The organism is Acidobacteriota bacterium, from assembly GCA_028875575.1.
In the GTDB taxonomy this organism is placed as follows: Bacteria; Acidobacteriota; Terriglobia; order Versatilivoradales; family Versatilivoraceae; genus Versatilivorator.
Map to the genome: position 1 here is coordinate 48,603 of JAPPDF010000084.1, position 25,307 is coordinate 73,909.

Below are 25,307 nucleotides of genomic sequence, written 5' to 3' on the forward strand. Positions count from 1 at the left end.
TACATGCCCACCCTCAAGATCCTGCCGGAAGCGCGAATCAGTCAGGTGGCCAGTGGCACCAGTCTGCTTGAGGCCAGTCTGACGGCGGGTGTCGAGCTGCCCCAGTCCTGCGGCGGCCGGGCCTCCTGCACCACCTGCCGGGTGCTGGTCAAAGAAGGCTCGGCCGGACTTTCCCCTCTCCGGCTGGCGGAACGGGAGATGCTGGCCGAATCGGGTCTGTTGGGCAGCTACCGTCTGGCCTGCCAGGCCAGGGTTATGGGTGACGTGGTGGTGGAGCGGCCCCCATGGCCCTGGCTCGAGGGCGTCCATCCCACGACGGGCGAAGGGATGTGCCGTGAGTGAGTCCCGCGAGCGGTTGGAGGTCGACGTTCTCTTCGTAGGGGCCGGTCCCGCCTGTCTGACTGGAGCCCTCCACCTCACCGATCTGATCCGGGCCCACAACCGAATGTCCTCTCCCGGCGAACGGCTGGAGTCGGTCAGCATCGCCCTCATCGAGAAGGGCCGCGAAGTTGGAGCTCACAGCCTGTCTGGGGCCATCTTGGACCCCATCGCGCTGGCCGAGCTGATCCCCGACTACCGGGAGCTGAATGCTCCCCTGGGTCCGGCGGTCAGCGGGGATTCCCTCTACTACCTCACCGCGGGGAACCGGTTCCGGCTACCCTGGGTGCCTCCTCCGCTCAACAACCACGGCAACAGCCTGATTTCGCTCAGCCGGTTTGTCAGGTGGCTGGGGGAGCTGGTGGAAGCCCGAGGGGTCGATCTCTTCGCCGGTTTCGCCGGGACGGAGCTGCTGTTCGAGGGCGAGCGCTTGATCGGCGTGCGCACCGGCGACAAGGGCATCGACCGGGAAAACCGGCCCAAGTCCTCCTGGGAGCCCGGTGTCGACATCCTGGCCAAGGTGGTGGTGCTGGGTGAAGGGGTCCACGGTTCGCTGGCCGGGCAAGCGGTGAAGCGCCTCGGGCTGGATCGGGGCAAGGCTCCTCAGGTCTACGGCGTCGGCGTGAAGGAGGTCTGGGAGCTCCCCGAAGAATCCCCGGACAAGGGGCAGGTGATCCACACCCTGGGCTACCCCCTCAGGCAGGAGGAATTCGGGGGAGGCTTCCTCTACCACATGGGCCGCACCATCTCGCTGGGTCTGGTGGTGGGACTGGACTACAGGGACCCGTTCCTGGATCCGCATCGGCAGTTCCAGCGCTTCAAGGCCCATCCTCTGATCGCCTCCCGGCTGGCGGGAGCCCGGCTGGCCGCCTACGGAGCCAAGGCCCTGCCGGAGGGTGGCCATTACGCCATGCCGCGGAGCTGTTTCGACGGTGGGCTGATCATCGGCGACTCGGCGGGCCTGGTGAACTCCATGCGGCTCAAGGGTATCCACCTGGCCATGAAGTCGGGCATGCTGGCTGCCGAGACGATTCTCGAGGCCCTGCGTCGGGATGACTATTCGGAACGGACACTGAGCCGGTACCCCCAGTTGTTGGGCAAGAGTTGGGCGGGGCGGGAACTCTACCGGGTGCGCAACTTCCACCAGGGGTTTGAGCGCGGCCTGGTTTGGGGACTGCTCCAGGCGGGGCTGCAGATGGCGACGGGAGGACGGGGCTGGAAGGATCCGCTCCCGAGTCGGCCCGGCCACCGGCGAATGCGGCCCGTCGCCGCCTACCACGGCGCCGGCGCGGTTCCTCCGGGTCCACTGCAGGCAGACGGCAAGACCACCTTCGACAAGCTCACCAACGTCTATTATTCCGGCACAAGGCACGAGGAAGACCAACCCTCCCACCTGCGAATCAGCGACCCCGGGATCTGTCAGGAGCGGTGTCCGCAGGAGTTCGGAAGCCCCTGCCAGCGTTTCTGTCCGGCCAACGTCTACGAGGTCGTTCCCCGCGAGGACGGCAAAGGACGCCGGCTCCAGATCAATCCCTCCAACTGCGTCCACTGCAAGACCTGCGACATCATGGATCCCTACCAGGTAATCACGTGGGTGCCTCCCGAGGGCGGCGGCGGTCCCAACTACGTCATCCTCTGAAGCGCGTCTTCCTGTCCCCTTTCCTTTACTCGATCAGCATGCAGTCTCCGTAGCTGTAAAAGCGGTAATCCATCTTCAGAGCTTCCCGGTAGGCCTCGAAAACCAGGTCGCGTCCGGCCAAGGCGCACACCAGCATGAGCAGGGTGGAGCCCGGCAGGTGGAAGTTGGTCAGCAAGGCTCCCACCCGGTGAAATCGAAAGCCGGGATAGATGAACAGGTCGGTTTCCCCGCGAAGCCGGGGTACCGGCCCGCGGAAGGCCGATTCCAGAACACGGGTCACGGTGGTGCCCACGGCTACGATGCGCTGCCCGGCGGTGCCGGCTGTCGAGATGGCTCGGGCGACCTCGGAAGTCATTTCAAAGGGCTCGGTTTCCATGCGGTGGTCCTCGATGCACTCGCTGACCACCGGTCGGAAGGTTCCCAGACCCACGTGCAGCGTCACCTCGCAGCGGGAGACTCCCTTGCGGCTCAGATCTGCGAAGACCCGGGGGGTAAAGTGCAGCCCGGCCGTGGGGGCGGCCACGGCTCCTCGCTTGCGGGCGTACACCGTCTGGTAGCGGTCGCGGTCGTGGATCTCGTCGGGCCGGCGAATATAGGGGGGCAGGGGAACGTGGCCCAGCCGGTCCAGGATGTCATCGAAGTCACCCTCGTATTCAAAGCGAAGCACCCGCAATCCCCGTTCGCCCCGCCCCGCAACCACCGCCTTCAGTTGGCCGCCGCCGAAGAGCAGGTGCTCGCCAACCCGTATCCTGCGACCCGGCTTCACCAGCGCTTCCCAGGTGTGCGGTCCCAAGGGCTTCACCAGGAGCACTTCGATGGGGGCTTTCAGTACGCCTCCCGGGGGTGGCCTGTCGCTGGTCAGTCCAGCCCGGTTTCCAATCAGACGGGCCGGGAAAACCTTGGTGTTGTTCAAGACCAGCAGATCCCGGGGGGTCAGCAGCTCAGGCAGTTCGGAGAATCGGTGGTGGGAGATCCGACCGGTAGCTCGAACCAGCCGCAGCAGGCGGGACTGGTCGCGCTTTTCGGAGGGGTAGAGAGCAATCCGGTCGCTGGGCAGCGGGTATTCGAAATCGGAACGTTGCATCCCAGTGTCCTGTCTGAGAAATCGGGTTGCCCTATTTCGGAGCGCAACGGTGCCGAATTCCAGGAGCGACGATGAGCCAATGCTCATTCATTGCGGGGAGGAGCGACGACGAAGATGGCGCCGTTGCGCCCGAACCCGGAGGGCCGATGGAGGTTCCGGCGAGGGGGAGCAGAATGGCGCCTGATTCGCTGAAACGCATAGGGTTTCTAGACCGACCGTTTTCCTCTGGAACCTCCATCGGAGAGGGTCATCCTATTTCTCAGACAGGACACTCGGCAGGTTGGTACCGCTCCGCACTCCTGTAGGGCGAAGCAAGCCCGCCAACGGCGGTATCAAAGCAGGTGTTCGTTCAATTGAGGTCTTGGCTCAACCTCTTCCTTCGGTTGGGAAAGGACGGGCACGGGTTGCGGGGGCGCACCGGCGAGAAAAGTCGCCAGCTGGTCGTCCGCCCCGTCGAACCAGGTCCGGATCAACTCCGCAACCGCGCGGCTGCGCGACTCCTCGAAGGAGCATCGGGGGAGAAAGTAGTGGGCTTTGCCCCGCCGGGTTCGAGTCAGGAAGCCCTTCCGGGTCAATCGGTCCATGACCGTCAGGACGGTGGTGTAGGCCAGGGGATGGTCAGGCTGGAGGACTCGATGGACATCGCGCACGGTCTTGGCTCCCTCGAACCAGAGAGCCTTCATGCATTTCAGCTCGGCTGCGGTGAGCCTTCCCGATGCCGGTGAGCTTTCATCGGCCGAAAGGCGCCCGGTTCCGGCGGTGGCTTGAGTCATCTTGTTCGGGCGGTTCATTTTGTTTTCGAGCCCTTGAAGAGCGGGCGTTCGAACATTCGATTATAGGCGGTCCACTCCGGGTCGGTGTTGGTATCGCCGGCAATCAGATTCAGCATGGAGGTCAGCTTGCTGTCCAGGTTATCGAGGTAGTGGAGCACCAGCGACTCGGGGAACATGGGAAGCTTGGGGCTTCCGAACTCGTATTCGCCGTGATGGGAGATGATCAGATGTTGGACCAGCGTCTTCAGCTTGGGAGGAAAGCCCTCGATTTCAACCATCTTGCGATTGATGAGTTCCAGTTCCAGGATCATGTGGCCGAGCAGTTGGCCCTCGGTGGTGTAGGCGAAACTGCGGCTGTAGCTCAACTCTTCCGTCTTGCCGATATCGTGAAGGACGGCTCCGGTCAGGAGAAGGTCCAGGTCGAGGTCCGGATAGTGTTCGGCCATCCCCTGGCAGAGACGGCAGAGCGACAGGGTGTGTTCGAGCAAGCCGCCCAACCAGGCGTGATGGAGGGACTTGGCGGCGGGTGCCTGTTTGAACTTGAGCGCGAACTCAGAGTCGCTCAAGAGATTTTCGAGAAGCATTTTAAGGTGGGGATTCCCGATCCGGCTCACCTGAGCCAGCAGGTCCCCGAACATCTGCTCCACGTCCCTTGTCGTCTTGGGAAGATAGTCCCCCAGGTCGACCTCCGATTCCTGGCAGCGCCGGAGCCGATGAATGGTGAGCTGCTGCTTGTTGTTAAAGAGCCGGACCTGGCCCCTCACCTTGACGAAGTCGTCCCTGCCGAAGGTGGGCTCCACCTCAGCCACGTTGTCCCACATCTTGGCGTCCAGACTCCCGCTCTTGTCGCCCAAGGTCAAAGAGAGGTATGAGTTGCCGTTCTTGGCGGTACGGACCTCCTTGTCCTTCACCAGAAAGGTGGTGGTGACGTTCTGGTTGGGTTCAAGGTCGCTGACGAAATGGTCTTTCATGCCGCTGCATCCGTTCGGCGGGCGTCGGCCGGCCGACCTCCGAGTCCCGGCCTTGGGAAACTCCCGGCTCCGCTTTCGGTCCGGTCGCAGTCGGCCGAGAAGGGCCACCGACCGTCCCTATGGTATACTGAACGGCACTTTCGGCCGACCCAACAGGGTGCCCGCCCCGGCTTGAGAGTACTATAGCCAACCCGGCGCATGAAGACAGAAAAAATCTCCGAATTCACCATCAATCGCCTCTCCATCTATCTCAGATGCCTGAACCTGCTGGCCGCATCCGGGGTGACCACCACTTCTTCCCAGGCCCTGGCCGAACAGTTTCAACTGAACTCGGCGCAGATCCGCAAGGACTTGACCTATTTTGGCGAATTCGGGGTGCGGGGCGTCGGCTACAACGTGACTGAGCTGCGAGCCCATCTCAACGAGATCCTTGGGCTGGACAGGCAGCACAGGATCGGCATTGTGGGCGCCGGCAATCTGGGGATGGCGTTGGCCAACTATCGGGGGTTCGAGCACGAATGTTTTCAGGTAGCGGCACTCTTCGACAAGGAGGCATCGCGCCTGGGAATCACGTCCCGCAGTGGTGTCGTCGTCCACCACATCGACGAGCTCGATGAGGTGGTCGCCCGCGAGCGGATCGTCATCGGCGTGGTAGCGGTACCGGCGGAAAACGCCCAGGAGGTGGTCGACCGATTGACCGAGGCCGGAATCAGCGCCATTCTCAATTTTGCGCCGGTGCGTCCCAACACTCGACCGGGAGTGCAGCTCAAGACCATGGATCTGGCCATCTCCTTCGAAAGCCTGTCCTATTTCCTTTCCGACTCGGGTCTCGACGGCCCTACTCCACCCTGACCGGGCGCACCCGGCAGAAGACGCTAGCTGAGATGACAGAGTCTCTGGAGCAACACCGCAAGGATATTGTCGAGATCGGTAGGCGCATCTACCGGCTGGGCTACGTGGCGGCCTTTGACGGCAACATCAGCGTACGAATGGGAAACGGCAACGTGCTGGCCACCCCCACCGCCATGAGCAAGGGCTTCATGGCCGAGGAGGATCTGGTCATCGTCGATCCCGAAGGGCGGGCCGTGGAGGGCAAGCGCAAGGTCTCCTCGGAAATCGCCATGCACCTGCTGATCTATCAGCTCCGTTCCGACGTTCAGGCGGTGGTGCACGCCCATCCCCCCTGCGCCACGGGTTACGCTGCCGCCGGCGTCCCCCTGACCAAGGCCATCCTGGCCGAGGTGGTGCTGGTCCTGGGATGCATTCCGCTCACCCGTTACGGGACCACCGGGACTTCCGAGCTGACGGATGCCATTCGGGACTACGTCCCCAGGCACGATGCCTTGCTGCTGGCCAATCATGGCGTGGTCACCTACGGGAGCGACCTGTTCCTGGCTCACGCCAAGATGGAAACGGTGGAGCACTTCGCCCGCATCAGTCTCGCCACCAAGGTTCTGGGTCGGGAAACGCTGCTCAGCGGCGAAGATGTGGACAAGCTTCTGGTTGCCAGGGAAAAGTACGGGATCAAGGGCCCCTCGCCGGTAGGGGAGGGGTGTCCCACCCTGGGAGAGGAAGAGTCCGAGCCAAGGATAACGTTGACCCGAAGTCAACTGGTCGATATCATCCAATCGGCGTTGGTGTCTCTGCAAAAAGAGAGGTAACCCGCACTGGCCAGGCTGCGAAGCTGTGAAGCCTGCAGCCCCCGGTGAGAAATGCGGGTTTGGGTTTGATTCCACGGAGCAGCCGGGGGAAGGTTCCCGGTGAGCTCGACGGACTCGGACTGGGTCGTTCGCAGCAACTGGCTTGTCGACAGATCATCATGGAAAGGACGGGAAGATGGGTGAAGCTCTAGGAATGATCGAGACACGCGGGCTGGTGGCCATGATCGAGGCGTCGGACGCCATGGTCAAGGCAGCCAAGGTGACCCTGGTGGGATGGGAGAAGATCGGGTCCGGGTACGTGACTTCCATCGTGCGCGGGGACGTGGCCGCCGTCAAGGCCGCCACCGACGCCGGGGCCGCCGCTGCTCGGCGGGTCGGAGAACTGGTCAGCGTTCACGTGATCCCCAGGCCCCATTCCAACCTGGAAGAAGTTCTCCCCATCGGCAAAGCGGGGGCGTAGCCCGATTCGGTTGAGGAGGGCCGGGACCAGCGGTCCAGTCCCTGAGGGTGCCCCATGCTTTTAGGTCGGGTTGTCGGAACAGTTGTCGCCACTCGCAAGGACCCGCGTCTGGAGGGCAAGAAGCTGCTTGTCGTCCGGACCATCGATCCCTCCGGCAAGGATCTGTCCGGTTACCTGGTGGCCGTGGATACCGTAAGCGCCGGCTTCAAGGAAAGAGTGCTGTTGGTCTCCGGGAGTTCCGCCCGCATGGCCGGGGGGTGCAGGGATTGTCCGGTCGACACGGCCATCGTCGGCATTGTCGACTCCGTAGAAGTGACTGCTTAGGGAGGCCCCGCAATGCGACTGGGTCGGGTGGTCGGACCAGTGGTGGCCACACGCAAGGACGACGCGCTCGAGGGCAAGACGCTGCTCCTGATTCAACCCCTGGACAAGCAGGGGCGCGACCGCGGAAGAGCCCTGGTCGGAGTGGACGCGGTGGGCGCCGGGGCTGGAGAGACCATCTACTGGTGCCGTGGCCGGGAAGCCTCCCTGGCCTGGCATCCTCATCATACCGTGCCGACGGAATGCGCCATCGTCGGCATCGTCGACTCGGTAACCATCGATTGATTCCTCAAGCGGGGCTTCAGCCACCATGCTGATCGGCAGAATCATCGGCGAAGTCGTCGCCACTCGCAAGCACGCCTCCCACGAGGGACAGAAGATTCTTTACGTCCAGATGCTCAATCTGGACGGCAGCGAGCGTGGGTCACCTTTCCTGGCGGTGGATTCGGTGGATGCCGGGGTGGGTGACGACGTTCTGGTCGCCCAGGAGGGCTGGTCGGCCATGACATCGGTGGGGAAGCCCTACTCTCCGATCGACATGGCCGTGGTCGGTGTCATCGATCAGGTGCATCTGTCGGAATAGCCCCGGGTCCCCGGACCCTTGCCCATGATTGCTCACCTCTCGGGCACGCTCCTCTCCAAGGAACCCCAACAGGTCGTAATCGACGTCAACGGTGTCGGCTATGAGGTTCACGTCCCCCTCTCCACCTTTTACGAGGTGGGCGAGGTCGGGTCCTCGGTTCAGCTTCGCATCCACACCCACGTTCGCGAGGATACCCTCCAGCTATTCGGCTTCAGGAGCCTGGAGGAGAAGTCGGCCTTTGAGCACCTGACCTCCGTTTCCGGTGTCGGTCCCAGGCTGGCTCTGACCATCCTTTCGGGGATGAGCGTGGAGGAGTTGATCCCGGCCATCCGCCAGAGCAATTCGACCCGGCTTTGCCTGATTCCGGGGGTGGGGAAGAAGACAGCCGAGCGCCTGGTGGTGGAGCTCAGGGACAAGCTGGCCCGGACGGTGCCGGATGAGCCACGCCCGCAGGCGCCGGGCCCTTCTTCCCTGCAGGAAGACGTGGTCTCGGCCCTGGTGAACCTGGGTTACCCCAAAGCCTCGGCCGTGAGGGCTTTTCAGGAGTCTGCCCGGGAGGCTCCGGCAGACGGGAGCATGGAGCTGCTGATCAAGGCGGCCTTGCAGGTCCTCTCCCGGCCGAAACGAGGCTAGCCCGCATTTCTCACCAGGCCGCTGGAGGCATTACAAGAAGTAGATTATCTTCAGCACCTTGATTGGCTCAATGTCAAGGGCTTGCGCATCACAGACGGCGCTGGGCATGCCCTGGCTTGTCCTTTTCCCTTCAGCGCGCACAGGCTCCCTCGACCGTAGAAACCGCTACGCTCTTCGGTCGCGAGCACGCGCTGAAGGGGAAATTCCTGCGCCATGATCATGCCCCCTGGTGAGAAATGCGGGCTAGGCGGACTATCCACTCGCCACGCCGCCGGCCCCGGTTGAATCGCTTCCGATCTTTGTGCTACCGTTGCGGCGAGTCTTCCGTTCTCATCCTCCCCAATTTCTCTATGGACCAGGATCGAATTATTTCCGGGGCTCCCTTCGAGGAGGAGCAGAGCTTCGAGCTCAGCTTGCGCCCCAGGGTTCTGCAGGAGTATATCGGCCAGAACCAAGTGAAGCAGAACCTGGAGATCTCGGTAGCGGCCGCCCGTTCCCGGGGCGAAGCCCTGGACCACGTGCTGCTCTACGGTCCGCCCGGCCTGGGGAAGACCACCCTGGCCGGCGTCATCGCCAACGAGCTGGGGGTGAGTCTGAAGACCACCACCGGTCCCATCATTCAGATCAAGGGAGATCTGACGGCCATTCTCACCAACCTGCAGCCCAACGACGTGCTGTTCATCGACGAGATTCACCGCCTCTTGCCTCACATCGAGGAGATTCTCTATCCGGCCCTGGAGGACTTCAAGCTGGACCTGATCATCGGCCAGGGGCCCAGCGCCAGAAGCGTGGCGCTCAATCTGCCCCCGTTTACCCTGGTGGGCGCCACCACCCGAGCGGGGTTGATCTCCTCTCCGCTGAGGTCCCGCTTCGGCATCGTGCACCGGCTGGACTACTACACCGAGGAAGAGCTGGGGGTGATCGTGAGACGCTCGGCCGAAATCCTGGGCATCCGGATCGACGCGGCGGGAACCAAGGAGATCGCCGCCCGCTCGCGCGGCACGCCGCGCGTGGCCAACCGCCTGCTGCGAAGGGTTCGCGACTACGCCCAGGTGAAGGCCGACGGGGTCATTAACCGGGAAGTGGCCCGCCAAAGCCTGGCCCTGCTGGCCATCGACGACACCGGCTTTGACGAGAACGACAAGAAACTGATCAAGACCATCATCGAGAAATTCTCCGGCGGACCCGTGGGGGTGGCCACCCTGGCGGCTGCCATCAGCGAGGAAGTGGACGCCATCGAGGACATTTACGAACCCTATCTGATTCAGAGAGGCCTGCTGCAACGCACTCCCCGAGGCCGGATGGCCACCAAGCTGGCCTACGAACACTTCGGTCTGACTCCCGCCCCCGGCCAGCTCAGCCTGCTGTGAGGGAAGCGAGTGATTTGCCGGAAGCATAATAGGCAAAGAGAGTTATCCACGAAGGGGCACGAAGGACGACGAAGGGCCAGCAAGGGGTTGGAGAAGCCTCAAGAGGAGTCCGCCAAGGGTTGGGAAGAGGGGGTAGAGGTTTCCACCGATTCATAGGACTTTGGAGAACCAGCGACATGGCGACTTCGATTCGGCTTGCTCCTGAAACAGAACAACGGCTTGATTTTCTGGCCTCGCAGACCGGGCGCACCAAGGCCTTCTACCTGCGTGAGATGATTGAGCGCGGCCTTGAGGATATGGAGGACTACTACCTTGCCTCAGAGGCGCTGGAACGCCTTCGTAGAGGCACAGAGAAAACATACTCCTCCGCCGACGTGAGGAATGACCTTAACTTGTACGATTGACCACACGGTGCTGGCCATCCTGGGTCTCGGTTCCAATGTCGGCGACAGACGTTCCCGGTTGCAGCAAGCCATTGGCGACCTCGCTTCATCCCGACTGGAAATCGTCCGGACCTCCTCCCTCTATCTCACCGAGCCGGTGGACTATCCCGACCAGCCCTGGTTTCTCAACCAGGCCCTGCTCGTCCGCACGCGGCTATCGCCCTACCGCCTGCTAGCCTGCTGCCTGGAGGTGGAGGAGGCGCTGGGAAGGCAGCGCCTGCCGCCCAAGGGTCCCCGAGCCATCGATGTCGACATCCTGCTCTATGCAGACCGGGTTCTCAGCGACTGCAAGCTGACCATCCCTCACCCCCGATTCCACCTCAGGAGGTTCGCCCTGACGCCGGCGGCCGAAGTCGCCCCTGAGTGCGAGCACCCGCGCCTCGGCCTGTCGCTGGCCGCCTTGCTGGAGCGCTGCCGGGATCCGGCCCAAGTTGTCCGATTGGCGTGAATTTGTTAGGCTATCGTCGGCGCCTGGATCAGTGACCTGACCGGGACGCCCACCGGGCCTTCAGGCCCAAACCAAGCATTCAATCCCGATGACAAGGAGCGTATCGAATGAGCGCTACCCCTCCCCCTCGGACCGACAAGGTCACCGTACCCAACCTCCTCAATCGCAAGCACAAGGGCGGCAAGATTGTCTGTCTGACCGCTTACGACTACCCCTTTGCCCGTATCCTGGACCAGGCGGGCATCGACCTGGTGCTGGTGGGCGATTCTCTGGCCACCACCCGCCTGGGTCACGATTCGACCCTGCCCCTGAGGGTCAAGGATGTCCTGGCGCACCTCAAAGCCGTTCGCCGGGGGCTGCAGCGAGCCCTGCTGGTGGCCGATCTGCCCTACGGTTCCTATCACTTGAGCAGCAAGGAAGCCCTCAAGACCGCCTTGAAGTTCGTCAAGGCGGGCGCCGAGGCCGTGAAGATCGAAGGCGGCGCCAGGCGAAGCCGCCTGGTCAGGAGGCTGGTTCGGGCTGAAATTCCCGTCATGGGACACGTGGGGCTGACCCCCCAGTCCCTGCATGTGATGGGGGGATACCGGGTGCAGGGCAAGAGCCCGGAGTCGGCGGAAGCGGTGATGGCGGATGCCCTGGCCCTGCAGGAAGCGGGCGCCTTCGCCGTGGTCCTGGAAGGCGTGCCCGAAGCGCTGGCCTTTCAGGTCACCCAGGAACTGCGAATTCCGACCATCGGTATCGGAGCCGGACCGCACTGCGACGGGCAGATCCTGGTCTGCGACGACCTCTTCGGCCTGTCTTTCTCTCGCAAGCCCAAGTTTGTCAGGCAGTATGTCGATCTCAGGGAAATCCTCTCCCAAGCCACCCGCCAATACATCAGTGACTCCCTCTCAGGGGACTTCCCCTCCCGCAAGGAGACCTACTACCCGGCCGAGTTCCCCCGCTTGGAAGAGGCGCTGAAACGCTAGCGAGGCCGTGCCCTGGCCCGTACAAGCGGCGCCCAATCGCTCCTGCAATTTTGTCGCCTTGGCGTGACGATGTCATGGAATGAAGGCCACCCGGGAGCGCGGGCGTCCCGACCGCACGATGCCCGGCAAAGCGCCGGATATCTCCCCGACGTGGATCAGCGCGGAACGGCGCCATGCCCCTCCCGCTGCATGACCGATGCGGTTCCCTCCGAAGGGGTGGCTGCCAGCGGCATTGCGCTGAAGCTCGGCGGCGGCCAAAGGCGTAACGATGCGGGCGGGACGCCCGCGCTCCCGGGTGGTCGCCGTCCCGGCGCACTCCGCTTCAATAGCAAGACCTTCTCACGGGCAGAGCGCTTCGTGCTAAGCTGTTCGGCTCCAGAGGCTTCCCATGAAATCGCTCGCGAGCCTGACGCTATGGCATCTCTGTTCCCTGGCCGTTATGGTTCCCGCCGCTTCCGCTGAAATCCTCTACGACAAGCAGGGCATTTGGTTCCGCGGAACGGCCCACATCGTCTGCCTCAATGCCGCTACCACCAATGCGCCAGAGGAAAATTGTCCTGCCGAGCAGTACGACGACGCCATCGACCTGATCGACCAAGCCGAAGGCCACCAGGCTCGGGGAAAGTCTGGACCCGCTGCACCCGGAGGAGAAGGCCCCGAGCCGACCGGAATCCGGGTAGGGGAGACGGTGGTCTTCGACGGGATGGACTTTGTGGGAATTCCACCGGGAGAATTCGTGATGGGCTCCACCAGCCGCTATGCGTTCCAAGATGAGAAGCCGGTGACAAGGGTGACGATCGGCAGGGGGTTTTACCTGGGCAAGTACGAGGTGACCCAGGCCCAGTGGCGGGCGGTGATGGGGAAGAATCCTTCGGGCTTCGCCGGATGCATATACTGTCCGGTGGAGCAGGTCTCCTGGGAGGAAGTGCAGGTCTTCATCGGGAAGCTCAACGCCCGGTCGGGCGGGGGGCGCTACCGGTTGCCGACCGAGGCGGAGTGGGAGTATTCGGCCCGGGCGGGGACTACGGGTGACACCTACGCGGGGGACATCACCCGACCGTTCGGCAGTGACCCGGTGTTGAACGGGATCGCCTGGTACGATGAGAACAGCGGCCGACGAACCCATCCCGTTGGGCGGAAGGCGCCCAACGGGTGGGGACTCCACGACATGCTGGGGAACGTGTGGGAATGGACGGGGGACTGGGCCGGGGCCTATCCGGGCGGGACAGTCACCGACCTCGTGGCACCAGGATCAATCCCGAGTCGGGTGATTCGCGGCGGCGGCTGGAACCTCTTCGCCGGGGCCTGCCGGTCGGCGATTCGCACCGGGTTCCCGCCGGGAGACCACAACCATCTCCTGGGCTTCCGCCTGCTGAGGGAGGAGTAGCCTTGGGGTCATTTACCCTTTTGCCCTTGGTGGGTCGCCCCAGGGAAAAGCTCGGACGGGACACCGCGAAGGCGGCGGCAGCAGTCATCCGTCGTGCTCCATCTCAAACAGGCCTGGGCAAGGCGGGACAGCCCTTGCCCTGAAATCTGCCAGGAGTGCGTGTCCTCGGGCTCTCGCCGACGAGTCGAGCATGTTGCAGTAGCCACATTGGTCCCCGAAGGCGTCCAGCAGAGCCCGGTGCCCCCGGCATCGATGCCCGCCGAATCGGATAGTGATACCATGCTCTTTCATGCCGGGATGGACCCGGCGGGAAATGCGGGTGGAGCATGGACGTGGTTCGATCGCTGGAGGCCTTCAGGGACCTCCGCCGGAGCTGGCCCGATCAAGGCCCGGAGGTCTGCCTGGTGCCCACCATGGGAGCCCTTCACGCCGGCCACCTCAGCCTGATTGAAGCGGCCGGTAAACGATCCGACCGGGTGGTGGTGTCCATCTTCGTCAACCCCACCCAGTTTGCGCCGGGAGAAGACTTCGAGCGTTATCCGCGGCCCCTCGACCGCGACTTGAAGGAGTTGGAGCGCCTGGGCGTGGGGACCGTCCTGGTTCCCGAGGCCTGCGAGATGTATCCGGCAGGCCACCGAACCCGGGTCCTGGTTGAGGGACTGGGCCGGAAGCTGTGCGGCGCCAGCCGTCCCACCCACTTCCAGGGGGTGGCCACGGTGGTGCTCAAGCTCTTCCACCGGGTGCGCCCGCAGGCCGCCTTCTTCGGACAAAAGGATGCCCAGCAGTCCATCCTGATTCGACGAATGGTCCGAGACCTGGATCTGGACGTCGAGGTGGTGGTTTGTCCGACGGTCCGGGAAAAAGACGGGCTGGCTGTCAGTTCCCGCAATCGGTATCTGAGTCCTGAAGAGAGAAAGGCCGCTCCGGTTCTGTTCCGGTCCCTGGAATGGGCCAGGCAGGAGGTGGCCCGGGGAGAGCGCCGGGCGCCGGTCCTGCTTGCCGGCGTTCATGGTCGCCTGGCTGCCGAGGCTGGGGTCCGGGTCGACTATGCCGCCCTGGTGGACCCGGTCGACCTGGAGACGGTGGATCGGCTCGAAGGGAAATCGTTGCTGGCCCTGGCCGCCTTCGTCGGGACCACCCGCCTGATCGACAACACTTGGCTCACCTCCTGAGCCGCGGGCTTCGGCTCTGTTGGCGCCGCTTCAGGAGATTCCTCTCAGCCGGCCGTAGTTCCGGCCGTAAGTGACCTTTCCCAGGATTGCCGCATGGCGGGCGCCGGTAGCCGAGGGAACGTTTCCGGCAGCCAGCTCCAGGGTCTCATTGGCCAGGACCGCGAATCCGATGGCCTCCTTGGCGTCGGCGGGAATCCCCAGGGAGTCGGTGGGCGCCACCTTCAGCTTGGGCAGGAGCTCTTGCAGGCGCTGCATCAGGTAAGCGTTATAAACGCCTCCGCCGGAAACCAGCACGCGGTCCCAGTGGTGGGCAGGGTCGATGTGGTTCAGCACGGCGTCGCTGACGGTGCGGGCCGTCAATTCGGCCGCCGTGCAGACCAGGTCCGGGGGGCCGGACGCCTCCCTCGCCGCCAGCAGCCGTTCCACAAAGGCCCCGCCGAACTGCTCCCGCCCCGCCGACTTGGGCGGCCTGCGGCGGAAGTAGGGATCGGCCAGCAGTGAGTCCAGCAGGGCCGGGATGGGCTTTCCCGACAGGGCCAGGCGCCCCCCGGCATCGAACCTTGGCGAATCCGCCTCCAGGCGCCGGACCAGAGCGTCGATCACCATGTTGCCGGGTCCGCTGTCGAAGGCCCGGATCTGGTCGATGCCGCATGCCGGGGGCAGCAGAGTGAGGTTGGCGATTCCGCCCAGGTTCAGCAGCACCCGTCCTCTTTGGAGATCCCGGAACAGCAGAAAATCCACCAGCGGAATAAGGGGGGCCCCGGTCCCTCCGGCCGCCATGTCGGCGGGACGAAAGTCCGAAACGGTGGTCACGCCCGTCTCCTCCACCAGCACGGCGGCCTCTCCGATCTGCAGGGTGGAGGCCACTGGCCGGCCGCAGAAGTCGCCGGGGTCGGATTGGTGGAATACCGTCTGGCCGTGGGACCCGATCAGATCCAGCCGGTCGAGGGGGGCCCCGGCGGCCTGGCAGACGTCCTTGACTGCTTCCGAGTAGAGACGTCCCAACAGGATTCCCAGGTGGCTGATGAAGCCGGCCGCAACAAGCTGGCCGGAAGCGACCCTCAAAAGCGACTGTCGGACCTCTTCCGGATAGGGATTGGTAATGAAATGCTTGAGTTGAACCGAGCAGTCCTGCTCCGACCGGACAATTCGCACCAGGGCGGCATCCACTCCGTCCAGCGAGGTTCCCGACATGAGACCGACCACCAGCCTGGAGATTTTCATGGAGTTGCCGCTTGGTTGAGTGGCCAGTGATTAGTGGTCAGTGGTTAGTGGCTAGCCGAGTCCCCAACGTGCCAGGCGGATCATAAGCTGTGACACAGGAGTGGCTCAGACAAGGCTTTACGTGTCAATCAAATCACTGACCACTATCCACTGATCCCTTACCTGAAACAAACGCTGGCGCCTAGTGGCTGGAAACCGGTTCAAAGTCGAGCATGGGCAAATTTTTTATTCACATCGATGCACAGGATATACAGGATTTTTTTCAGGAAACGGCTAGCTCTTCATGCCGGGAATCCGCAAAACCGCACCGGATCATCGCCTGAGCTGGCCTCTCGTGCTGGAAGCTCTTGTCCCGTTAATCCTGTGCATCCTGTGCATCGATGTTCAATTAGGTGGAAAACCGTGCTAACGGAACAGGACCCTTTTCCCCGACAGGCTATGAAGATTCGTTGTTTCACCCTCCAATGATCCGCACGGCAGGGCGGAGGCGTCACTTGTCTGGAACGCCCCTGTTTCGCTCTGTATGATCCGTCCCGTCGTCGGGGAAGGGGGGCCGGCTAATCACTGGACACGCTTTCCTTGAGTCGGTGGATGGCCTGGAGCGCCTGCAAGGGAGTCATCCGGTCGGGGTCCATCCGTCGCAGCTGCTCCAGCGCCTCGTGTTCGGTGACCACGAACAGGTTGAGCTGCTTTCCGGAGTTGTTCTTTCTGCGCTGGTAGTTCCGGGTCAGATGGTCGCTGATCTGGTGCTCTCCCTGTTCATGCCCTCGCAGGATCTCCCGGGCCCTCAGGATCACCGGGCGTGGCAGGCCAGCCAGCCGGGCTACCTCGATGCCGTAGCTCTTGTCGGCGCTTCCCGGCTCGACCCGCCTCAGGAATACGATTTCGTTGCCCGATTCCTTGACCGTCACCTGGTAGTTCTTCACTCCGGGCAGCAACTGGGCCAGTTCAGTCAGCTCGTGGTAGTGGGTGGCGAAGAGGGTCTTGGCCTGGTTGCGGGAGTGGAGGTGCTCGACCACCGACCAGGCGATCGAGAGTCCGTCGAAGGTGGCGGTGCCTCGGCCGACCTCATCCAGAATGACCAGGCTCCTGGGCGTGGCCGAGTTCAGGATGACAGCCGTTTCGGTCATCTCCACCATGAAGGTGGATCTGCCGCGCGCCAGGTTGTCGGAGGCCCCGATGCGGGTGAAGATCCGGTCCACGACGGGTAGCTTTGCCTCCTGGGCCGGAACGAAGGAGCCCATCTGGGCCATGACCGAGAAGAGCGCCGCCTGGCGGAGATAGGTGGACTTGCCCCCCATGTTGGGCCCGGTGATAATGAGGATCTGATCGGTGCCCTGATTCAGATAGAGGTCGTTGGGAATGAACCGGCCGGTGGGCAGTTGCTCGGCCAGGCGTTCGATGACCGGGTGCCGTCCCCCTTTGACCGCCAGCTCCTCGCCGGTGTGGAGGCTGGGTCTTACGTAGCCGAACTGATGGGCGGCGCCGGCCAGGGTCACCAGGCAATCCAGTTGAGCCAGGGCGCGGGCCGTGTTGCGGATGCGCCGGCACTCCCGGCCCACGGCGGCCCGGAGTTGGCAGAAGAGCTCATACTCCAGCTCCACCAGGCGCTCCTCAGCCCCCAGCACCCGGCGTTCGTACTCCTTCAGTTGAGGGATGGTGAAGCGCTCCGCTCCCACCAGGGTCTGCTTGCGCTCATAGTCGGGAGGCACCAGTCCAAGATTGGACTTGGAGACCTCCAGGTAGTAGCCGAAAACCTGGTTGAACTTGACCTTGAGGTTGGGGATGCCGGTGCGGGCGCGCTCTCCGGCTTCCAGCTCGGCAATGGTCTGCTTCCCGGAGGAGCTGTCCTTGCGCAAGCTGTCCAGTTCCGGGTTGAACCCCGGCCGAATCAGCCGGCCCTCGGTCAGCACCACCGGAGGATCGTCGTTGAGGGCTTCTCCAATCTTTGCCGCCACGTCGGCCAGGGGATCGCTGGCCTGCTCCAGGCTCCGGAGCCGGACCGCGGCAAGCGGCTGCAGCCGCTGCTTGATTTCCGGGATCTGCTCCAGCGACTGCCGGAGCGCGATCAGGTCCCTGGCATTGGCGCTGGAGAGGGCAACCTTGGAGGCCAGGCGTTCCAGGTCATAGACCTGCTTGAGCTGCTCCCTGAGCTCTTCCCTCAAAACCAGGTTTTCGGTGAGCGCGGCCACCGCCTCCTGCCGGCTCTCGATCTCTTTCAGGTCGATTTCCGGCCGCATCATCCAGGTCTTGAGGAGCCTTCCCCCCATTCCGGTGCAGGTCTCGTCCAGGCACTGGAGCAGCGTGCCGTTGCGGGACCCGTCGTAGAGAGACTCCAGCAGCTCCAGGTTCTTTACCGTGGACTGGTCCAGCAGCATCGACTGGTCCAGCTCATAGTAGTGCAGGCTGTCCAGGTGCAGCAGCTCGCCCCGCTGGGTTTCCCGCAGGTAGTGCAGGGCCCCGCCGGCAGCGGCCACGGCCAGGTCCCGGCCCTCACAGCCGAATCCGTCCAGGCTGCCGACCTTGAAATGATCGACGAGCAGGCGCTGGGCAAAGTCGGGGGCAAAGATCCACTCCTCCACCACCGTCTTCAAAGCCGGCAGGTTGCGAGCCCAGGCGGGATTTCCATCGCTGAGCCGGGAGCACCAGATCAGTTCCTTGGGCCCCAGCCGTTCCAGTTCCGTTTGCAGCATCGATTCCCGGGCGCCGTCCCGAAACTCGGTAATTCGAAAATCTCCGGTGGAAACGTCCACCGAAGCCAGGCCCAGTCCGGAGCCGTCCGAGAAAACGGCGCTCAGGAAGTTGTTCTCCCGAGGCTCCAGCAGATTGCCGTCGCTCAGAGTGCCGGGGGTTACCACCCGGGTCACCTCCCGCTTGACCAGCTTCCTGGCGGTCTTGGGGTTTTCGACCTGGTCGCAGACGGCCACGCGGTAGCCTTTGCGGATCAGCTTGGAGACGTAGGCGTCGGCACTGTGGTAGGGAATCCCGCACATGGGGATCGGGGTCCCTTTTTCCTTGTTGCGCGAGGTCAGGGTGATCTCCAGCTCGCGGGCGGCCACCACGGCATCGTCGAAGAACATCTCGTAGAAGTCGCCCAGCCGGAAGAATAGAATGGCGCCGGGAACCGACTTCTTGATCTGATGGTACTGGGCCATCATGGGGGTGGAGGGTTGCATGCCGAAGTCCGCTGAGACGGGTCGGGAAGAGCGACCCCGAGAGGCGCTGGAGGCGTGCCGGGTGTGGATCTCCCGGGCAGGAGCGGCACGCGCTGGACATTAGCCCGCATTTCTCACCAGGCCGCTGGAGGCAGGACAAAAGCAGTTTATCTTCAGGTCCTTGTTTGGCTCCGTGTCAAGGGGTTGCGGATTACAGACGCACTGGGCATGCCCTGGCTTGTCCTTTTCCCTTCAGCGCGCACATGCTCCCTCGACCGTAGTGACCGCTACGCTCTTCGGTCGCGAGCACGCGCTGAAGGGAAAATTCCTGCGCCATGATCATGCCCCCTGGTGAGAAATGCGGGCTAAGCGATTGGCGATTGTTCCGTCAAAATCCCGGAGTATATAATCTGCCCCGGGGGGTGTCAACGAACCCCGATCCCCATTGAAGTCGGGCTCGCGGCGCGCAGGTCCGCGGGGAGATCCCCACCGTGAAACTCCTTTGCCTGGACACCTCCGGCAGCGCCGGAAGCATCGTGTTGTCGGACGATGACACCATCCTGGGCGAGATCAACCTGGATTCCGCCTGCACCCACACGGCTCGACTGCTGTCCGGCATCCAGTACCTCCTCGGCCACTCGGAACTGACTCTCAACGACATTCAGGCCTTCGGGGTCATCTGTGGCCCCGGTTCCTTCACCGGCGTCCGGATCGGATTGACGACGGTCAAGGGTCTGGCGGAAACGCAGGAGAGGCCCACCGTTTCCGTTACCGCCTTCGAGGCCTGGGTGGAGAGGTTCCCGGAGTGGCAGGGGGTGATCGTCCCCATGATCGACGCCCGCCGGGGCGAGGTGTACGGCGCCATCTTCGAGCGCAACCGGAGTGGCCTGGTTCAACGGGACGCCGGCTTCGTGGGCGCCCCGGGGCAACTGCTGGATGGCCTGGGCGAAGAGACCGTGCTCTTCCTGGGCGGCGGGGCCCAGAAATATCGGGATCTCATCCGCTCCCGAGGTCGGCCCCGGTGGCGGGTGGCCCAGACCGACCCCTTCCTGGGCCGCGCCCTGGCCGCCCTGGCCTCCTCCAAGGCGGACCGCGGGGAATGGACCGCGCCGGCGGACCTGCGTGCCTTCTACCTGCGCCGGCCCGATGCAGAGGTCAATTGGAAAGGACCCTGAGACGGCGCCATCCGCGTGCTGCGCACCGGCTTTTCGTCCTGTTCATAAGGCCCCGGGGGTCCCTTGTTTCACTCCTGTATGATCCGCCTGGTCGTGGGGGGCGGCGGCGCGACTTGTCTGCACGGATAGTGTCTGAATCTTCTTGCCGGTCCTCGGAGGGTGACGTCAGACGGAGCCCGAGAGTTGTCCGCCTCGGGGACAGGAATGATTCTGCAGTGGGTCAAGCACATCCTCATCCTTCCGGGAACCGTCCTCCTGTACATACCCGGTGCGATCCTGTGGCTGGTGGCCGAGACGCCGGGCGCCATTGCTCCGGCAGGACCGGGACAGGTCCGATTCTGGATCGGCATCGCCCTGGCGACGACCGGCCTGGCTTTGTCCACCTGGTGCGCCAGGCTGTTTGTGACGGCCGGGAGGGGTACACCAGCGCCTTGGGCTCCACCGGCGAGACTGGTGGTGCAGGGCCCCTATCGCCATGTCAGAAATCCCATGATTACGAGTGTGCTATTCCTCCTCGGCGCCGAGTCGCTGCTCTTGGGCTCGCGGCACCTGGCCGGGTGGATGGGGGTCTTTTTCCTGCTCAAGACGCTCTATTTCCTAAGGTTCGAGGAGCCGGGCCTGGAAAGGCGATTCGGAGCCAGCTATCGGCGCTACAAGGCCAACGTGCCGCGCTGGATCCCCAGGCTGCGACCATGGGATCCGGGGGGGTGACAGGTTGACTGGTTACCCTACGGGCTCCCCTTGCGCCCGCAGCGGCCCCCTTCCTTCCTCTGGACATAGCGTGATCCACTTCTCCTGTACCGCCTCACCGACTTGCTCAAATCACTGTCCGAAGTATTCGTAGGGCGGGGGGAGATCAACTCGGATCCTTGCGGCGACGCGTATACTCAGAAACGAAATTTCACGTTACCATGAAGCGACAACTGACCATCAGCGTGGATGCCGAGCTGCTCCAAATAACCAGGCATTACGCGCGCTCCCGGGGTGTCTCGCTGTCCTCCCTGGTCGAGAAGGCTCTCAGACAGGTTGCTGGAGACCAGGCCCCGTCCTTTGGGACTCGGTGGAGGGGCCGGTTTCGGGTCCCTGGCCATGACGATCCACGCTATGACGTACTGGCCAAGAAGTACCTCCAATGATACTTCTGACTACTGACGTTCTCATTGATACCGCCCTCGATCGGAGTCTCCATTCCGAGACTGCTTCCGACCTTCTGGGACAGGATCGAGAGTGGCGCGCATTGACGCCGATACCGGGGAAGTCCCTTGAAAGTTGAAATTCGCCGGATGGTGGAGGCGGACGTCGCTCAGGTGGTGGCCATGGAGAACTGCTGGGACTACTTGAGCAAATGGGGAAGGGAGGGCTACCTGCAGGTGCTCAGGAAGCCCTTTATTTTCTGCCCACTGGTGGCGGAAGTGGAATCCTCCGAGAGGATGTCACCGGGCGAGGCGGGGACCCTGGCCGGGGCGGCCGTGTTGGCCTTGATGGTCGATCATGGGGAACTCTGCAACCTGATGGTTTCGCCCCGATACCTTGGGAAGCGGGTGGGCCGGCAGCTCCTGGCGCAGTGTCTGGAAGTGGGCCGGCAGCGGCAACTGACCCGCATCTTTCTGGAGGTGCGCCATTCCAACCACCGCGCCATCCGGTTCTACCGGCGCAACGGATTCGAGATCGTCTCCCGCCGCAGAAACTACTATCGGGATCCCCCGGAAGATGCCTGGGTGATGGAGAGGGAAGCGCCCAAGGATCCGTTGCCAAAGGGCGGTTCCCGCGTCCTGAAGGGGATGGACGTCCTGCCGCGGTAGTCCGACCCTCCGCCCCCTACCATCCTGCCTGCAGCCTGAATCGGCCTGCTTCTTCATTCTCTTCAACCTCGAAGCGGCGCTGTCTGCGTCCCTCGGATGACTTGGGAGGGCTCGCCTGTCACGCGGATCCCGGGGTCCTGGTCCAGGGCCGCAGGGCCAGGTGAGCTCCCAGGATCACGAAGACCAGAAAGGCCGAAAGCAGGCAGTAATCGCAGAAGGCCTGCAAGATGAATGCCTGCACATGGAGCAGGTAAAGGGTTACCAGGAAGGCCGCCAGGCTGGCAATCAGGCTGAAGCGGAACACCTGCCGGAAACCCGACAGGCCGAAGATGCCGGCGGCGGTCACCGCCAGATAAAAGGCGAAGCCGAACCAGGCGATGGAGACCCCGCCCCAGTGGGAGTAGGGGCTGTTGAGGACCTGGTCGCAGCCGCCGGCAGGACCGCAGGGAATCAGCAAGCCGGTGAGGCTGTGGAAGCCGACATAGCCGGAATCGACCATTCCGGCAAAGCCGGCCAGCACCATCACACGAATCGACCAGGGATTGGTGCTCACTGGAGAGACCGGATGGCGGCAACGATGTTTTGTTCGAACTCGACTTCGTCCCTGGTGTTGGAAATGGGTTTCCCGTTCAGAAAGAAGGCGGGAACCGAGCGGACCCGGGCCATCTGGCCTTCCAGGATGTCACGGTTGATCTTCTCTCTCACCTCCCGAGACCAGATATCTCGCCGGAAGCGGGCCAGGTTGAGCTGTAGTTCAGCGGCGTACCGGAGAAAGATGGTCTGGGCGTCCGGCACCTTGGCCCATTCGGGCTGGCGCTGTAGGAGCAGGTCGTGCATTTCCCAGAATTTGAACTGGAGTCCGGCGGCCTCGGCCGCCTGGGCGGCAATCATGGCGTTGCCGTGAGCCCTCCGCATGGGGTGGTGCTTGAAGACGATTTTCAACCGGGAACCGTGCTTTCTGGCGATATTGGCCACGCGGCTGCTGGCGGAGGCGCAGGCCCCGCACTGAAAGTCGACGAATTCGACCAGGACCGCCTTGGCCTGGTTGTTTCCCTTGCTCCAGCCCTGAGGACTGATCAGGGAACCGGCGTTTCGAGAGCTTGGGGCTGGCGCGGAGGCCGCCTGGTCGTCAGCGCGGCGCTGCAAGTAGAATGCCGCCCCCAGGGCCACCACCACCACCGCGGCCAGGATGGCCAGGGGCTTGGCGACCGAAGGGTTCTTTCGCCCCCCGGGCCTGCCGCGAGCCCCTGAACGCTGTCTTTGAGAGGAGGATGCCTTGGGCATCAGTGCATTCTCCGAATCCGAGCCATGATTCCGTTCGCTTGATCCCTAAGGCGACAGGGAGATGTCATCCTTATTCCCCCGGATGCCGTCGGCGCCCGAGGACAGGATCTGCACTTCCCCGGGACCGGTGCGCTGCAGTATGAGGGGGCGACCCCAGGCGTCAAAGCGAATCGAGGTGGCCATGTGCCCGGGAAAAAGCAGATCGTTCAGCCCGGACAGGTTGTCAGCCTTGGGGTACTCCCCATGGACTCTCTTGTATTCCTTGATGCCATGGACCAGCTTGCTCAGGTCCTGACGGGTCTGTTGTTCTCTGGTCATGTCCAAAGCCTGCCGCAGGGTCTCGACCTGAACCCAGTTCCCGTCCGAAAACCGGACCGCTTCCACCTCCCACTTCCCCCGAGAGTTGCGAGTAAGCTGAAAAACCATGTTCAAGCTGGCTTCGGCAACTGCTTGTTTGCCTCCGATCTGCCGCACTTTTTGGACTTCCAGCGTTTTGCCCTCGATCTCCATGAGCCCCAGCTTCAGAATTCTCGTTCGGGCGGTGTCGCGGCTGAGCTTGCGGGAAGAGGCACAGGAGGCAAGAGAGCAAACGAGCGCCAGCAGCGCAATAATCCGAAACCCGTTCATGGGCAAATCATCCTGGATTCTCAGGGCGCGCCGGCTCTGAGGAGCTGGACGTGGACGGCTCCGTTGACCTGCTGGGAGACTTGCAAGGCCTCCTGAACCACGGGGCGGCAATCCTGGGGCACTTTTTCGATGGTCTGGATCAGGGAGGCATTGATCTTCTGGGTGGATTTCAGGAGTGCCTTCAGGAGTTTCTGACCCCTTTTCTGGTCGGGATCTTCCCTTGCAGCCAGGTCGTCGGCCCGGTTCAGGGCCAGGGCATAACCGGTCAGGTACCTCCGGGCCTGGTCCTGTTCGCATTTCCGAACCAGGATTCGGAACTGTTTGAGCCGGTCAAAAACGATGTCCAGGTATACACCCAATTGCTTTCGGGGGGTTTTGGCCTTCTGCAGGGCCTCCGCTTCCGATGGGGAAAACTTCTCGGGGGAGAAGGCGTCCTCGGAGGCCGAGGAATGCTGAGCCAAGCCGAAAGCTGCCACCAATATGCCGAGGGCGACCAGCCCGCGGACCAGTGGCGCGCGGAATGATACGGGTGGCGGCAGCAGGGGATTACCTCTCGTTCATGGGAATGTAGGGTGCCGGATGAGGAGGGCCGGTGTATTCCGCCCTGGGCCGAATGAGGCGGTTGTTGTCCAGTTGCTCGAGAACGTGAGCGGTCCAGCCGGAGATGCGGCTGACTGCGAAGAGCGGGGTGAACAGATCCACGGGGATCCCGAGGTTGTAGTACACGGTGGCGGAGTAGAAATCGACATTGGCATTGATGTTCTTTTCGCGCTTCACCACCTCTTCGATCACCCGGGAGGTTTCGAACCAGGTGCGGGTACCGGAACTCTCGGACAGGTCGCGGGACATGCGGCGCAGGTGGGTGGCTCTCGGGTCTTCGGTCCGATAGACCCGGTGTCCGAAGCCGCTGATCTTCTGCTTTCTGGCCAGGGCTTCCTTAATATAGGTTTCGGCTCGCTCGGTCTCCCCGATGTCGATCAGCATTCGCATGACATCCTGGTTGGCCCCACCGTGCAGGGGACCCTTCAGGGTTCCGACGGCCGAGGCAATGGCGGAATGGATATCCGTCAAGGTGGCCACGGTCACCCGGGCCGCGAAAGTCGAGGCGTTGAACTCGTGGTCGGCATGCAGGATGAGAGCCACGTCCAGGGCTCGCTCGGCGGTCGCATCGGGCTTTTTCCCGGTGAGCATGTAGACGAAGTTGGCGGCATGGGAAAGCCCGGGATCGGGACTGACGGGCTCCAGGCCGTTGCGGATGCGGTCAGCCGTGGCCACGATGGAGGCGATCTGCCCGGTCAGACGATAGGTCTTTCTCAGGTTGGCCGGTTTGTCGTTGGCCGCGACGTCGGGGTCGAAATGGGACAGGGCAGAGACAGCCGTGCGCAATACATCCATGGGGGGAGCGTCCGCGGGCAAGCTGTTCAACAACTGAACCACGGGTTCCGGCAAGTCCCTGCTGCGACCCATGACCGCTTTCATTTCGTCCAGTTCCGCTTGCTTGGGGAGGTGGCCGAACCACAACAGATAGCAGACTTCCTCAAAAGTCGAATGTTCCGCCAGATCGTGGATGTCTATGCCTCGATAGGACAGAATCCCCTTTTGTCCGTCGATGTAGCAGATGGACGAGGTCGCTGCCACAATATCCTGCAAGCCTTCCTTAAACCTGGCCATTCACAACTCCTTCTCCATCCTGTCAAGTAACCGTGCGATGTGCTTCCTGCGGGAAAACCGGCGGGGCCAGCCTGAAAC

General features: G+C 63.2%; 29 protein-coding genes. 19 read left to right on the top strand and 10 right to left on the bottom strand.

Annotation, left to right across the window (positions count from 1 at the left end; all coding sequences use genetic code 11):
• The first annotated feature begins 3 nt into the window (after positions 1–3).
• Complete coding sequence (locus OXI69_13185; protein ID MDE2667096.1) at positions 4–342, top strand: 2Fe-2S iron-sulfur cluster-binding protein; 339 nt, start codon at positions 4–6, stop codon at positions 340–342.
• Entirely contained in the window at positions 335–2,017 is a 1,683-nt protein-coding gene (locus OXI69_13190) for an electron transfer flavoprotein-ubiquinone oxidoreductase (GenBank protein ID MDE2667097.1), read from the top strand. Before OXI69_13185 ends, OXI69_13190 begins: the two co-directional genes overlap by 8 nt.
• Before the next feature lie 25 nt (positions 2,018–2,042).
• Here the strand turns inward: OXI69_13190 and queA are convergent, their stop codons facing one another.
• The 3 genes from queA to OXI69_13205 all read right to left on the bottom strand — a co-directional run bounded on the left by queA (position 2,043) and on the right by OXI69_13205 (position 4,845).
• Positions 2,043–3,101, bottom strand: coding sequence for a tRNA preQ1(34) S-adenosylmethionine ribosyltransferase-isomerase QueA (queA, locus tag OXI69_13195; protein MDE2667098.1), 1,059 nt, complete (start codon positions 3,099–3,101; stop codon positions 2,043–2,045).
• Positions 3,102–3,433: 332 nt separating this feature from the next.
• Positions 3,434–3,892 (bottom strand): BlaI/MecI/CopY family transcriptional regulator, encoded by a 459-nt coding sequence (locus tag OXI69_13200; protein MDE2667099.1) that lies wholly within the window; start codon positions 3,890–3,892, stop codon positions 3,434–3,436.
• Positions 3,889–4,845, bottom strand: a complete 957-nt coding sequence (locus tag OXI69_13205; protein MDE2667100.1) for an HD domain-containing protein — start codon at positions 4,843–4,845, stop codon at positions 3,889–3,891. The genes OXI69_13200 and OXI69_13205 overlap by 4 nt, the downstream gene beginning before the upstream one ends.
• 198 nt (positions 4,846–5,043) lie before the next feature.
• On the opposite strand from OXI69_13205, the gene OXI69_13210 reads away from it, so the two are divergent.
• From OXI69_13210 to panC, 13 genes are all read left to right on the top strand, one after another.
• The gene (locus OXI69_13210; GenBank protein MDE2667101.1) at positions 5,044–5,697 is read left to right on the top strand and encodes a redox-sensing transcriptional repressor Rex; all 654 of its coding nucleotides are present in this window, start codon (positions 5,044–5,046) and stop codon (positions 5,695–5,697) included.
• Positions 5,698–5,729: 32 nt separating this feature from the next.
• The gene (locus OXI69_13215; GenBank protein MDE2667102.1) at positions 5,730–6,506 is read left to right on the top strand and encodes a class II aldolase/adducin family protein; all 777 of its coding nucleotides are present in this window, start codon (positions 5,730–5,732) and stop codon (positions 6,504–6,506) included.
• 175 nt (positions 6,507–6,681) lie between these two features.
• On the top strand, positions 6,682–6,966 hold the full coding sequence (gene eutM, locus OXI69_13220; GenBank protein ID MDE2667103.1) for an ethanolamine utilization microcompartment protein EutM: 285 nt from the start codon (positions 6,682–6,684) through the stop codon (positions 6,964–6,966).
• Between the two features lie 54 nt (positions 6,967–7,020).
• The gene (locus OXI69_13225; protein ID MDE2667104.1) at positions 7,021–7,290 is read left to right on the top strand and encodes a EutN/CcmL family microcompartment protein; all 270 of its coding nucleotides are present in this window, start codon (positions 7,021–7,023) and stop codon (positions 7,288–7,290) included.
• A 12-nt stretch (positions 7,291–7,302) separates the two neighbouring features.
• Positions 7,303–7,572 (top strand): EutN/CcmL family microcompartment protein, encoded by a 270-nt coding sequence (locus OXI69_13230; GenBank protein ID MDE2667105.1) that lies wholly within the window; start codon positions 7,303–7,305, stop codon positions 7,570–7,572.
• A gap of 25 nt (positions 7,573–7,597) precedes the next feature.
• Positions 7,598–7,870: a EutN/CcmL family microcompartment protein gene (locus tag OXI69_13235; GenBank protein MDE2667106.1), complete on the top strand. Its 273-nt coding sequence runs from the start codon at positions 7,598–7,600 to the stop codon at positions 7,868–7,870.
• 24 nt (positions 7,871–7,894) lie between these two features.
• Complete coding sequence (gene ruvA, locus OXI69_13240) at positions 7,895–8,503, top strand: Holliday junction branch migration protein RuvA (GenBank protein ID MDE2667107.1); 609 nt, start codon at positions 7,895–7,897, stop codon at positions 8,501–8,503.
• Positions 8,504–8,853: 350 nt separating this feature from the next.
• Entirely contained in the window at positions 8,854–9,873 is a 1,020-nt protein-coding gene (ruvB, locus tag OXI69_13245) for a Holliday junction branch migration DNA helicase RuvB (protein MDE2667108.1), read from the top strand.
• A gap of 176 nt (positions 9,874–10,049) precedes the next feature.
• Positions 10,050–10,277, top strand: a complete 228-nt coding sequence (locus OXI69_13250) for a DUF6290 family protein (GenBank protein MDE2667109.1) — start codon at positions 10,050–10,052, stop codon at positions 10,275–10,277.
• Positions 10,255–10,764: a 2-amino-4-hydroxy-6-hydroxymethyldihydropteridine diphosphokinase gene (gene folK / locus OXI69_13255; GenBank protein ID MDE2667110.1), complete on the top strand. Its 510-nt coding sequence runs from the start codon at positions 10,255–10,257 to the stop codon at positions 10,762–10,764. Before OXI69_13250 ends, folK begins: the two co-directional genes overlap by 23 nt.
• A gap of 107 nt (positions 10,765–10,871) precedes the next feature.
• On the top strand, positions 10,872–11,732 hold the full coding sequence (gene panB / locus OXI69_13260; protein MDE2667111.1) for a 3-methyl-2-oxobutanoate hydroxymethyltransferase: 861 nt from the start codon (positions 10,872–10,874) through the stop codon (positions 11,730–11,732).
• A gap of 388 nt (positions 11,733–12,120) precedes the next feature.
• Positions 12,121–13,119 carry a formylglycine-generating enzyme family protein gene (locus tag OXI69_13265; protein ID MDE2667112.1) on the top strand — a complete coding sequence of 333 codons (999 nt, stop codon included), beginning with the start codon at positions 12,121–12,123 and terminating at the stop codon, positions 13,117–13,119.
• Positions 13,120–13,445: 326 nt separating this feature from the next.
• A complete protein-coding gene (gene panC / locus OXI69_13270; protein ID MDE2667113.1) occupies positions 13,446–14,291 on the top strand; it encodes a pantoate--beta-alanine ligase in 846 nt (281 codons plus the stop codon).
• Between the two features lie 30 nt (positions 14,292–14,321).
• Here panC and OXI69_13275 read toward each other — a convergent pair whose 3' ends face one another.
• Both OXI69_13275 and mutS read right to left on the bottom strand, forming a co-directional pair.
• On the bottom strand, positions 14,322–15,515 hold the full coding sequence (locus OXI69_13275; GenBank protein ID MDE2667114.1) for an anhydro-N-acetylmuramic acid kinase: 1,194 nt from the start codon (positions 15,513–15,515) through the stop codon (positions 14,322–14,324).
• Positions 15,516–16,072: 557 nt separating this feature from the next.
• On the bottom strand, positions 16,073–18,691 hold the full coding sequence (gene mutS / locus OXI69_13280; GenBank protein ID MDE2667115.1) for a DNA mismatch repair protein MutS: 2,619 nt from the start codon (positions 18,689–18,691) through the stop codon (positions 16,073–16,075).
• Positions 18,692–19,161: 470 nt separating this feature from the next.
• Here mutS and tsaB point away from each other — a divergent pair, with 470 nt between their 5' ends.
• From tsaB to rimI, 4 genes are all read left to right on the top strand, one after another.
• Entirely contained in the window at positions 19,162–19,845 is a 684-nt protein-coding gene (gene tsaB / locus OXI69_13285) for a tRNA (adenosine(37)-N6)-threonylcarbamoyltransferase complex dimerization subunit type 1 TsaB (protein MDE2667116.1), read from the top strand.
• Between the two features lie 204 nt (positions 19,846–20,049).
• On the top strand, positions 20,050–20,556 hold the full coding sequence (locus OXI69_13290) for an isoprenylcysteine carboxylmethyltransferase family protein (GenBank protein ID MDE2667117.1): 507 nt from the start codon (positions 20,050–20,052) through the stop codon (positions 20,554–20,556).
• A gap of 200 nt (positions 20,557–20,756) precedes the next feature.
• A complete protein-coding gene (locus OXI69_13295; protein MDE2667118.1) occupies positions 20,757–20,981 on the top strand; it encodes a DUF6364 family protein in 225 nt (74 codons plus the stop codon).
• A gap of 126 nt (positions 20,982–21,107) precedes the next feature.
• Positions 21,108–21,647, top strand: coding sequence for a ribosomal protein S18-alanine N-acetyltransferase (rimI, locus tag OXI69_13300; GenBank protein ID MDE2667119.1), 540 nt, complete (start codon positions 21,108–21,110; stop codon positions 21,645–21,647).
• A 118-nt stretch (positions 21,648–21,765) separates the two neighbouring features.
• Here rimI and OXI69_13305 read toward each other — a convergent pair whose 3' ends face one another.
• The 5 genes from OXI69_13305 to OXI69_13325 all read right to left on the bottom strand — a co-directional run bounded on the left by OXI69_13305 (position 21,766) and on the right by OXI69_13325 (position 25,229).
• Positions 21,766–22,200: a vitamin K epoxide reductase family protein gene (locus OXI69_13305; protein ID MDE2667120.1), complete on the bottom strand. Its 435-nt coding sequence runs from the start codon at positions 22,198–22,200 to the stop codon at positions 21,766–21,768.
• On the bottom strand, positions 22,197–22,931 hold the full coding sequence (locus OXI69_13310) for a thioredoxin domain-containing protein (protein MDE2667121.1): 735 nt from the start codon (positions 22,929–22,931) through the stop codon (positions 22,197–22,199). The genes OXI69_13305 and OXI69_13310 overlap by 4 nt, the downstream gene beginning before the upstream one ends.
• A 45-nt stretch (positions 22,932–22,976) precedes the next feature.
• Positions 22,977–23,558 (bottom strand): type II secretion system protein GspG, encoded by a 582-nt coding sequence (locus tag OXI69_13315; protein ID MDE2667122.1) that lies wholly within the window; start codon positions 23,556–23,558, stop codon positions 22,977–22,979.
• A 20-nt stretch (positions 23,559–23,578) separates the two neighbouring features.
• Positions 23,579–24,019 (bottom strand): hypothetical protein, encoded by a 441-nt coding sequence (locus tag OXI69_13320; GenBank protein MDE2667123.1) that lies wholly within the window; start codon positions 24,017–24,019, stop codon positions 23,579–23,581.
• Positions 24,020–24,104: 85 nt separating this feature from the next.
• Positions 24,105–25,229: a citrate synthase gene (locus OXI69_13325; protein ID MDE2667124.1), complete on the bottom strand. Its 1,125-nt coding sequence runs from the start codon at positions 25,227–25,229 to the stop codon at positions 24,105–24,107.
• Positions 25,230–25,307: the final 78 nt, after the last annotated feature.

What these genes read in the sequence shown, in the direction of transcription:
- OXI69_13185 (MDE2667096.1), top strand. Translation starts at nt 4, where the DNA reads ATGCCCACCCTCAAGATCCTGCCGGAAGCGCGAATCAGTCAGGTGGCC.
- queA (MDE2667098.1), bottom strand. Translation starts at nt 3,101, where the DNA reads ATGCAACGTTCCGATTTCGAATACCCGCTGCCCAGCGACCGGATTGCT.
- OXI69_13200 (MDE2667099.1), bottom strand. Translation starts at nt 3,892, where the DNA reads ATGAACCGCCCGAACAAGATGACTCAAGCCACCGCCGGAACCGGGCGC.
- OXI69_13205 (MDE2667100.1), bottom strand. Translation starts at nt 4,845, where the DNA reads ATGAAAGACCATTTCGTCAGCGACCTTGAACCCAACCAGAACGTCACC.
- OXI69_13210 (MDE2667101.1), top strand. Translation starts at nt 5,044, where the DNA reads ATGAAGACAGAAAAAATCTCCGAATTCACCATCAATCGCCTCTCCATC.
- OXI69_13215 (MDE2667102.1), top strand. Translation starts at nt 5,730, where the DNA reads ATGACAGAGTCTCTGGAGCAACACCGCAAGGATATTGTCGAGATCGGT.
- eutM (MDE2667103.1), top strand. Translation starts at nt 6,682, where the DNA reads ATGGGTGAAGCTCTAGGAATGATCGAGACACGCGGGCTGGTGGCCATG.
- OXI69_13225 (MDE2667104.1), top strand. Translation starts at nt 7,021, where the DNA reads ATGCTTTTAGGTCGGGTTGTCGGAACAGTTGTCGCCACTCGCAAGGAC.
- OXI69_13230 (MDE2667105.1), top strand. Translation starts at nt 7,303, where the DNA reads ATGCGACTGGGTCGGGTGGTCGGACCAGTGGTGGCCACACGCAAGGAC.
- OXI69_13235 (MDE2667106.1), top strand. Translation starts at nt 7,598, where the DNA reads ATGCTGATCGGCAGAATCATCGGCGAAGTCGTCGCCACTCGCAAGCAC.
- ruvA (MDE2667107.1), top strand. Translation starts at nt 7,895, where the DNA reads ATGATTGCTCACCTCTCGGGCACGCTCCTCTCCAAGGAACCCCAACAG.
- ruvB (MDE2667108.1), top strand. Translation starts at nt 8,854, where the DNA reads ATGGACCAGGATCGAATTATTTCCGGGGCTCCCTTCGAGGAGGAGCAG.
- OXI69_13250 (MDE2667109.1), top strand. Translation starts at nt 10,050, where the DNA reads ATGGCGACTTCGATTCGGCTTGCTCCTGAAACAGAACAACGGCTTGAT.
- folK (MDE2667110.1), top strand. Translation starts at nt 10,255, where the DNA reads ATGACCTTAACTTGTACGATTGACCACACGGTGCTGGCCATCCTGGGT.
- panB (MDE2667111.1), top strand. Translation starts at nt 10,872, where the DNA reads ATGAGCGCTACCCCTCCCCCTCGGACCGACAAGGTCACCGTACCCAAC.
- OXI69_13265 (MDE2667112.1), top strand. Translation starts at nt 12,121, where the DNA reads ATGAAATCGCTCGCGAGCCTGACGCTATGGCATCTCTGTTCCCTGGCC.
- panC (MDE2667113.1), top strand. Translation starts at nt 13,446, where the DNA reads ATGGACGTGGTTCGATCGCTGGAGGCCTTCAGGGACCTCCGCCGGAGC.
- OXI69_13275 (MDE2667114.1), bottom strand. Translation starts at nt 15,515, where the DNA reads ATGAAAATCTCCAGGCTGGTGGTCGGTCTCATGTCGGGAACCTCGCTG.
- mutS (MDE2667115.1), bottom strand. Translation starts at nt 18,691, where the DNA reads ATGCAACCCTCCACCCCCATGATGGCCCAGTACCATCAGATCAAGAAG.
- OXI69_13290 (MDE2667117.1), top strand. Translation starts at nt 20,050, where the DNA reads ATGATTCTGCAGTGGGTCAAGCACATCCTCATCCTTCCGGGAACCGTC.
- OXI69_13295 (MDE2667118.1), top strand. Translation starts at nt 20,757, where the DNA reads ATGAAGCGACAACTGACCATCAGCGTGGATGCCGAGCTGCTCCAAATA.
- OXI69_13310 (MDE2667121.1), bottom strand. Translation starts at nt 22,931, where the DNA reads ATGCCCAAGGCATCCTCCTCTCAAAGACAGCGTTCAGGGGCTCGCGGC.
- OXI69_13315 (MDE2667122.1), bottom strand. Translation starts at nt 23,558, where the DNA reads ATGAACGGGTTTCGGATTATTGCGCTGCTGGCGCTCGTTTGCTCTCTT.
- OXI69_13325 (MDE2667124.1), bottom strand. Translation starts at nt 25,229, where the DNA reads ATGGCCAGGTTTAAGGAAGGCTTGCAGGATATTGTGGCAGCGACCTCG.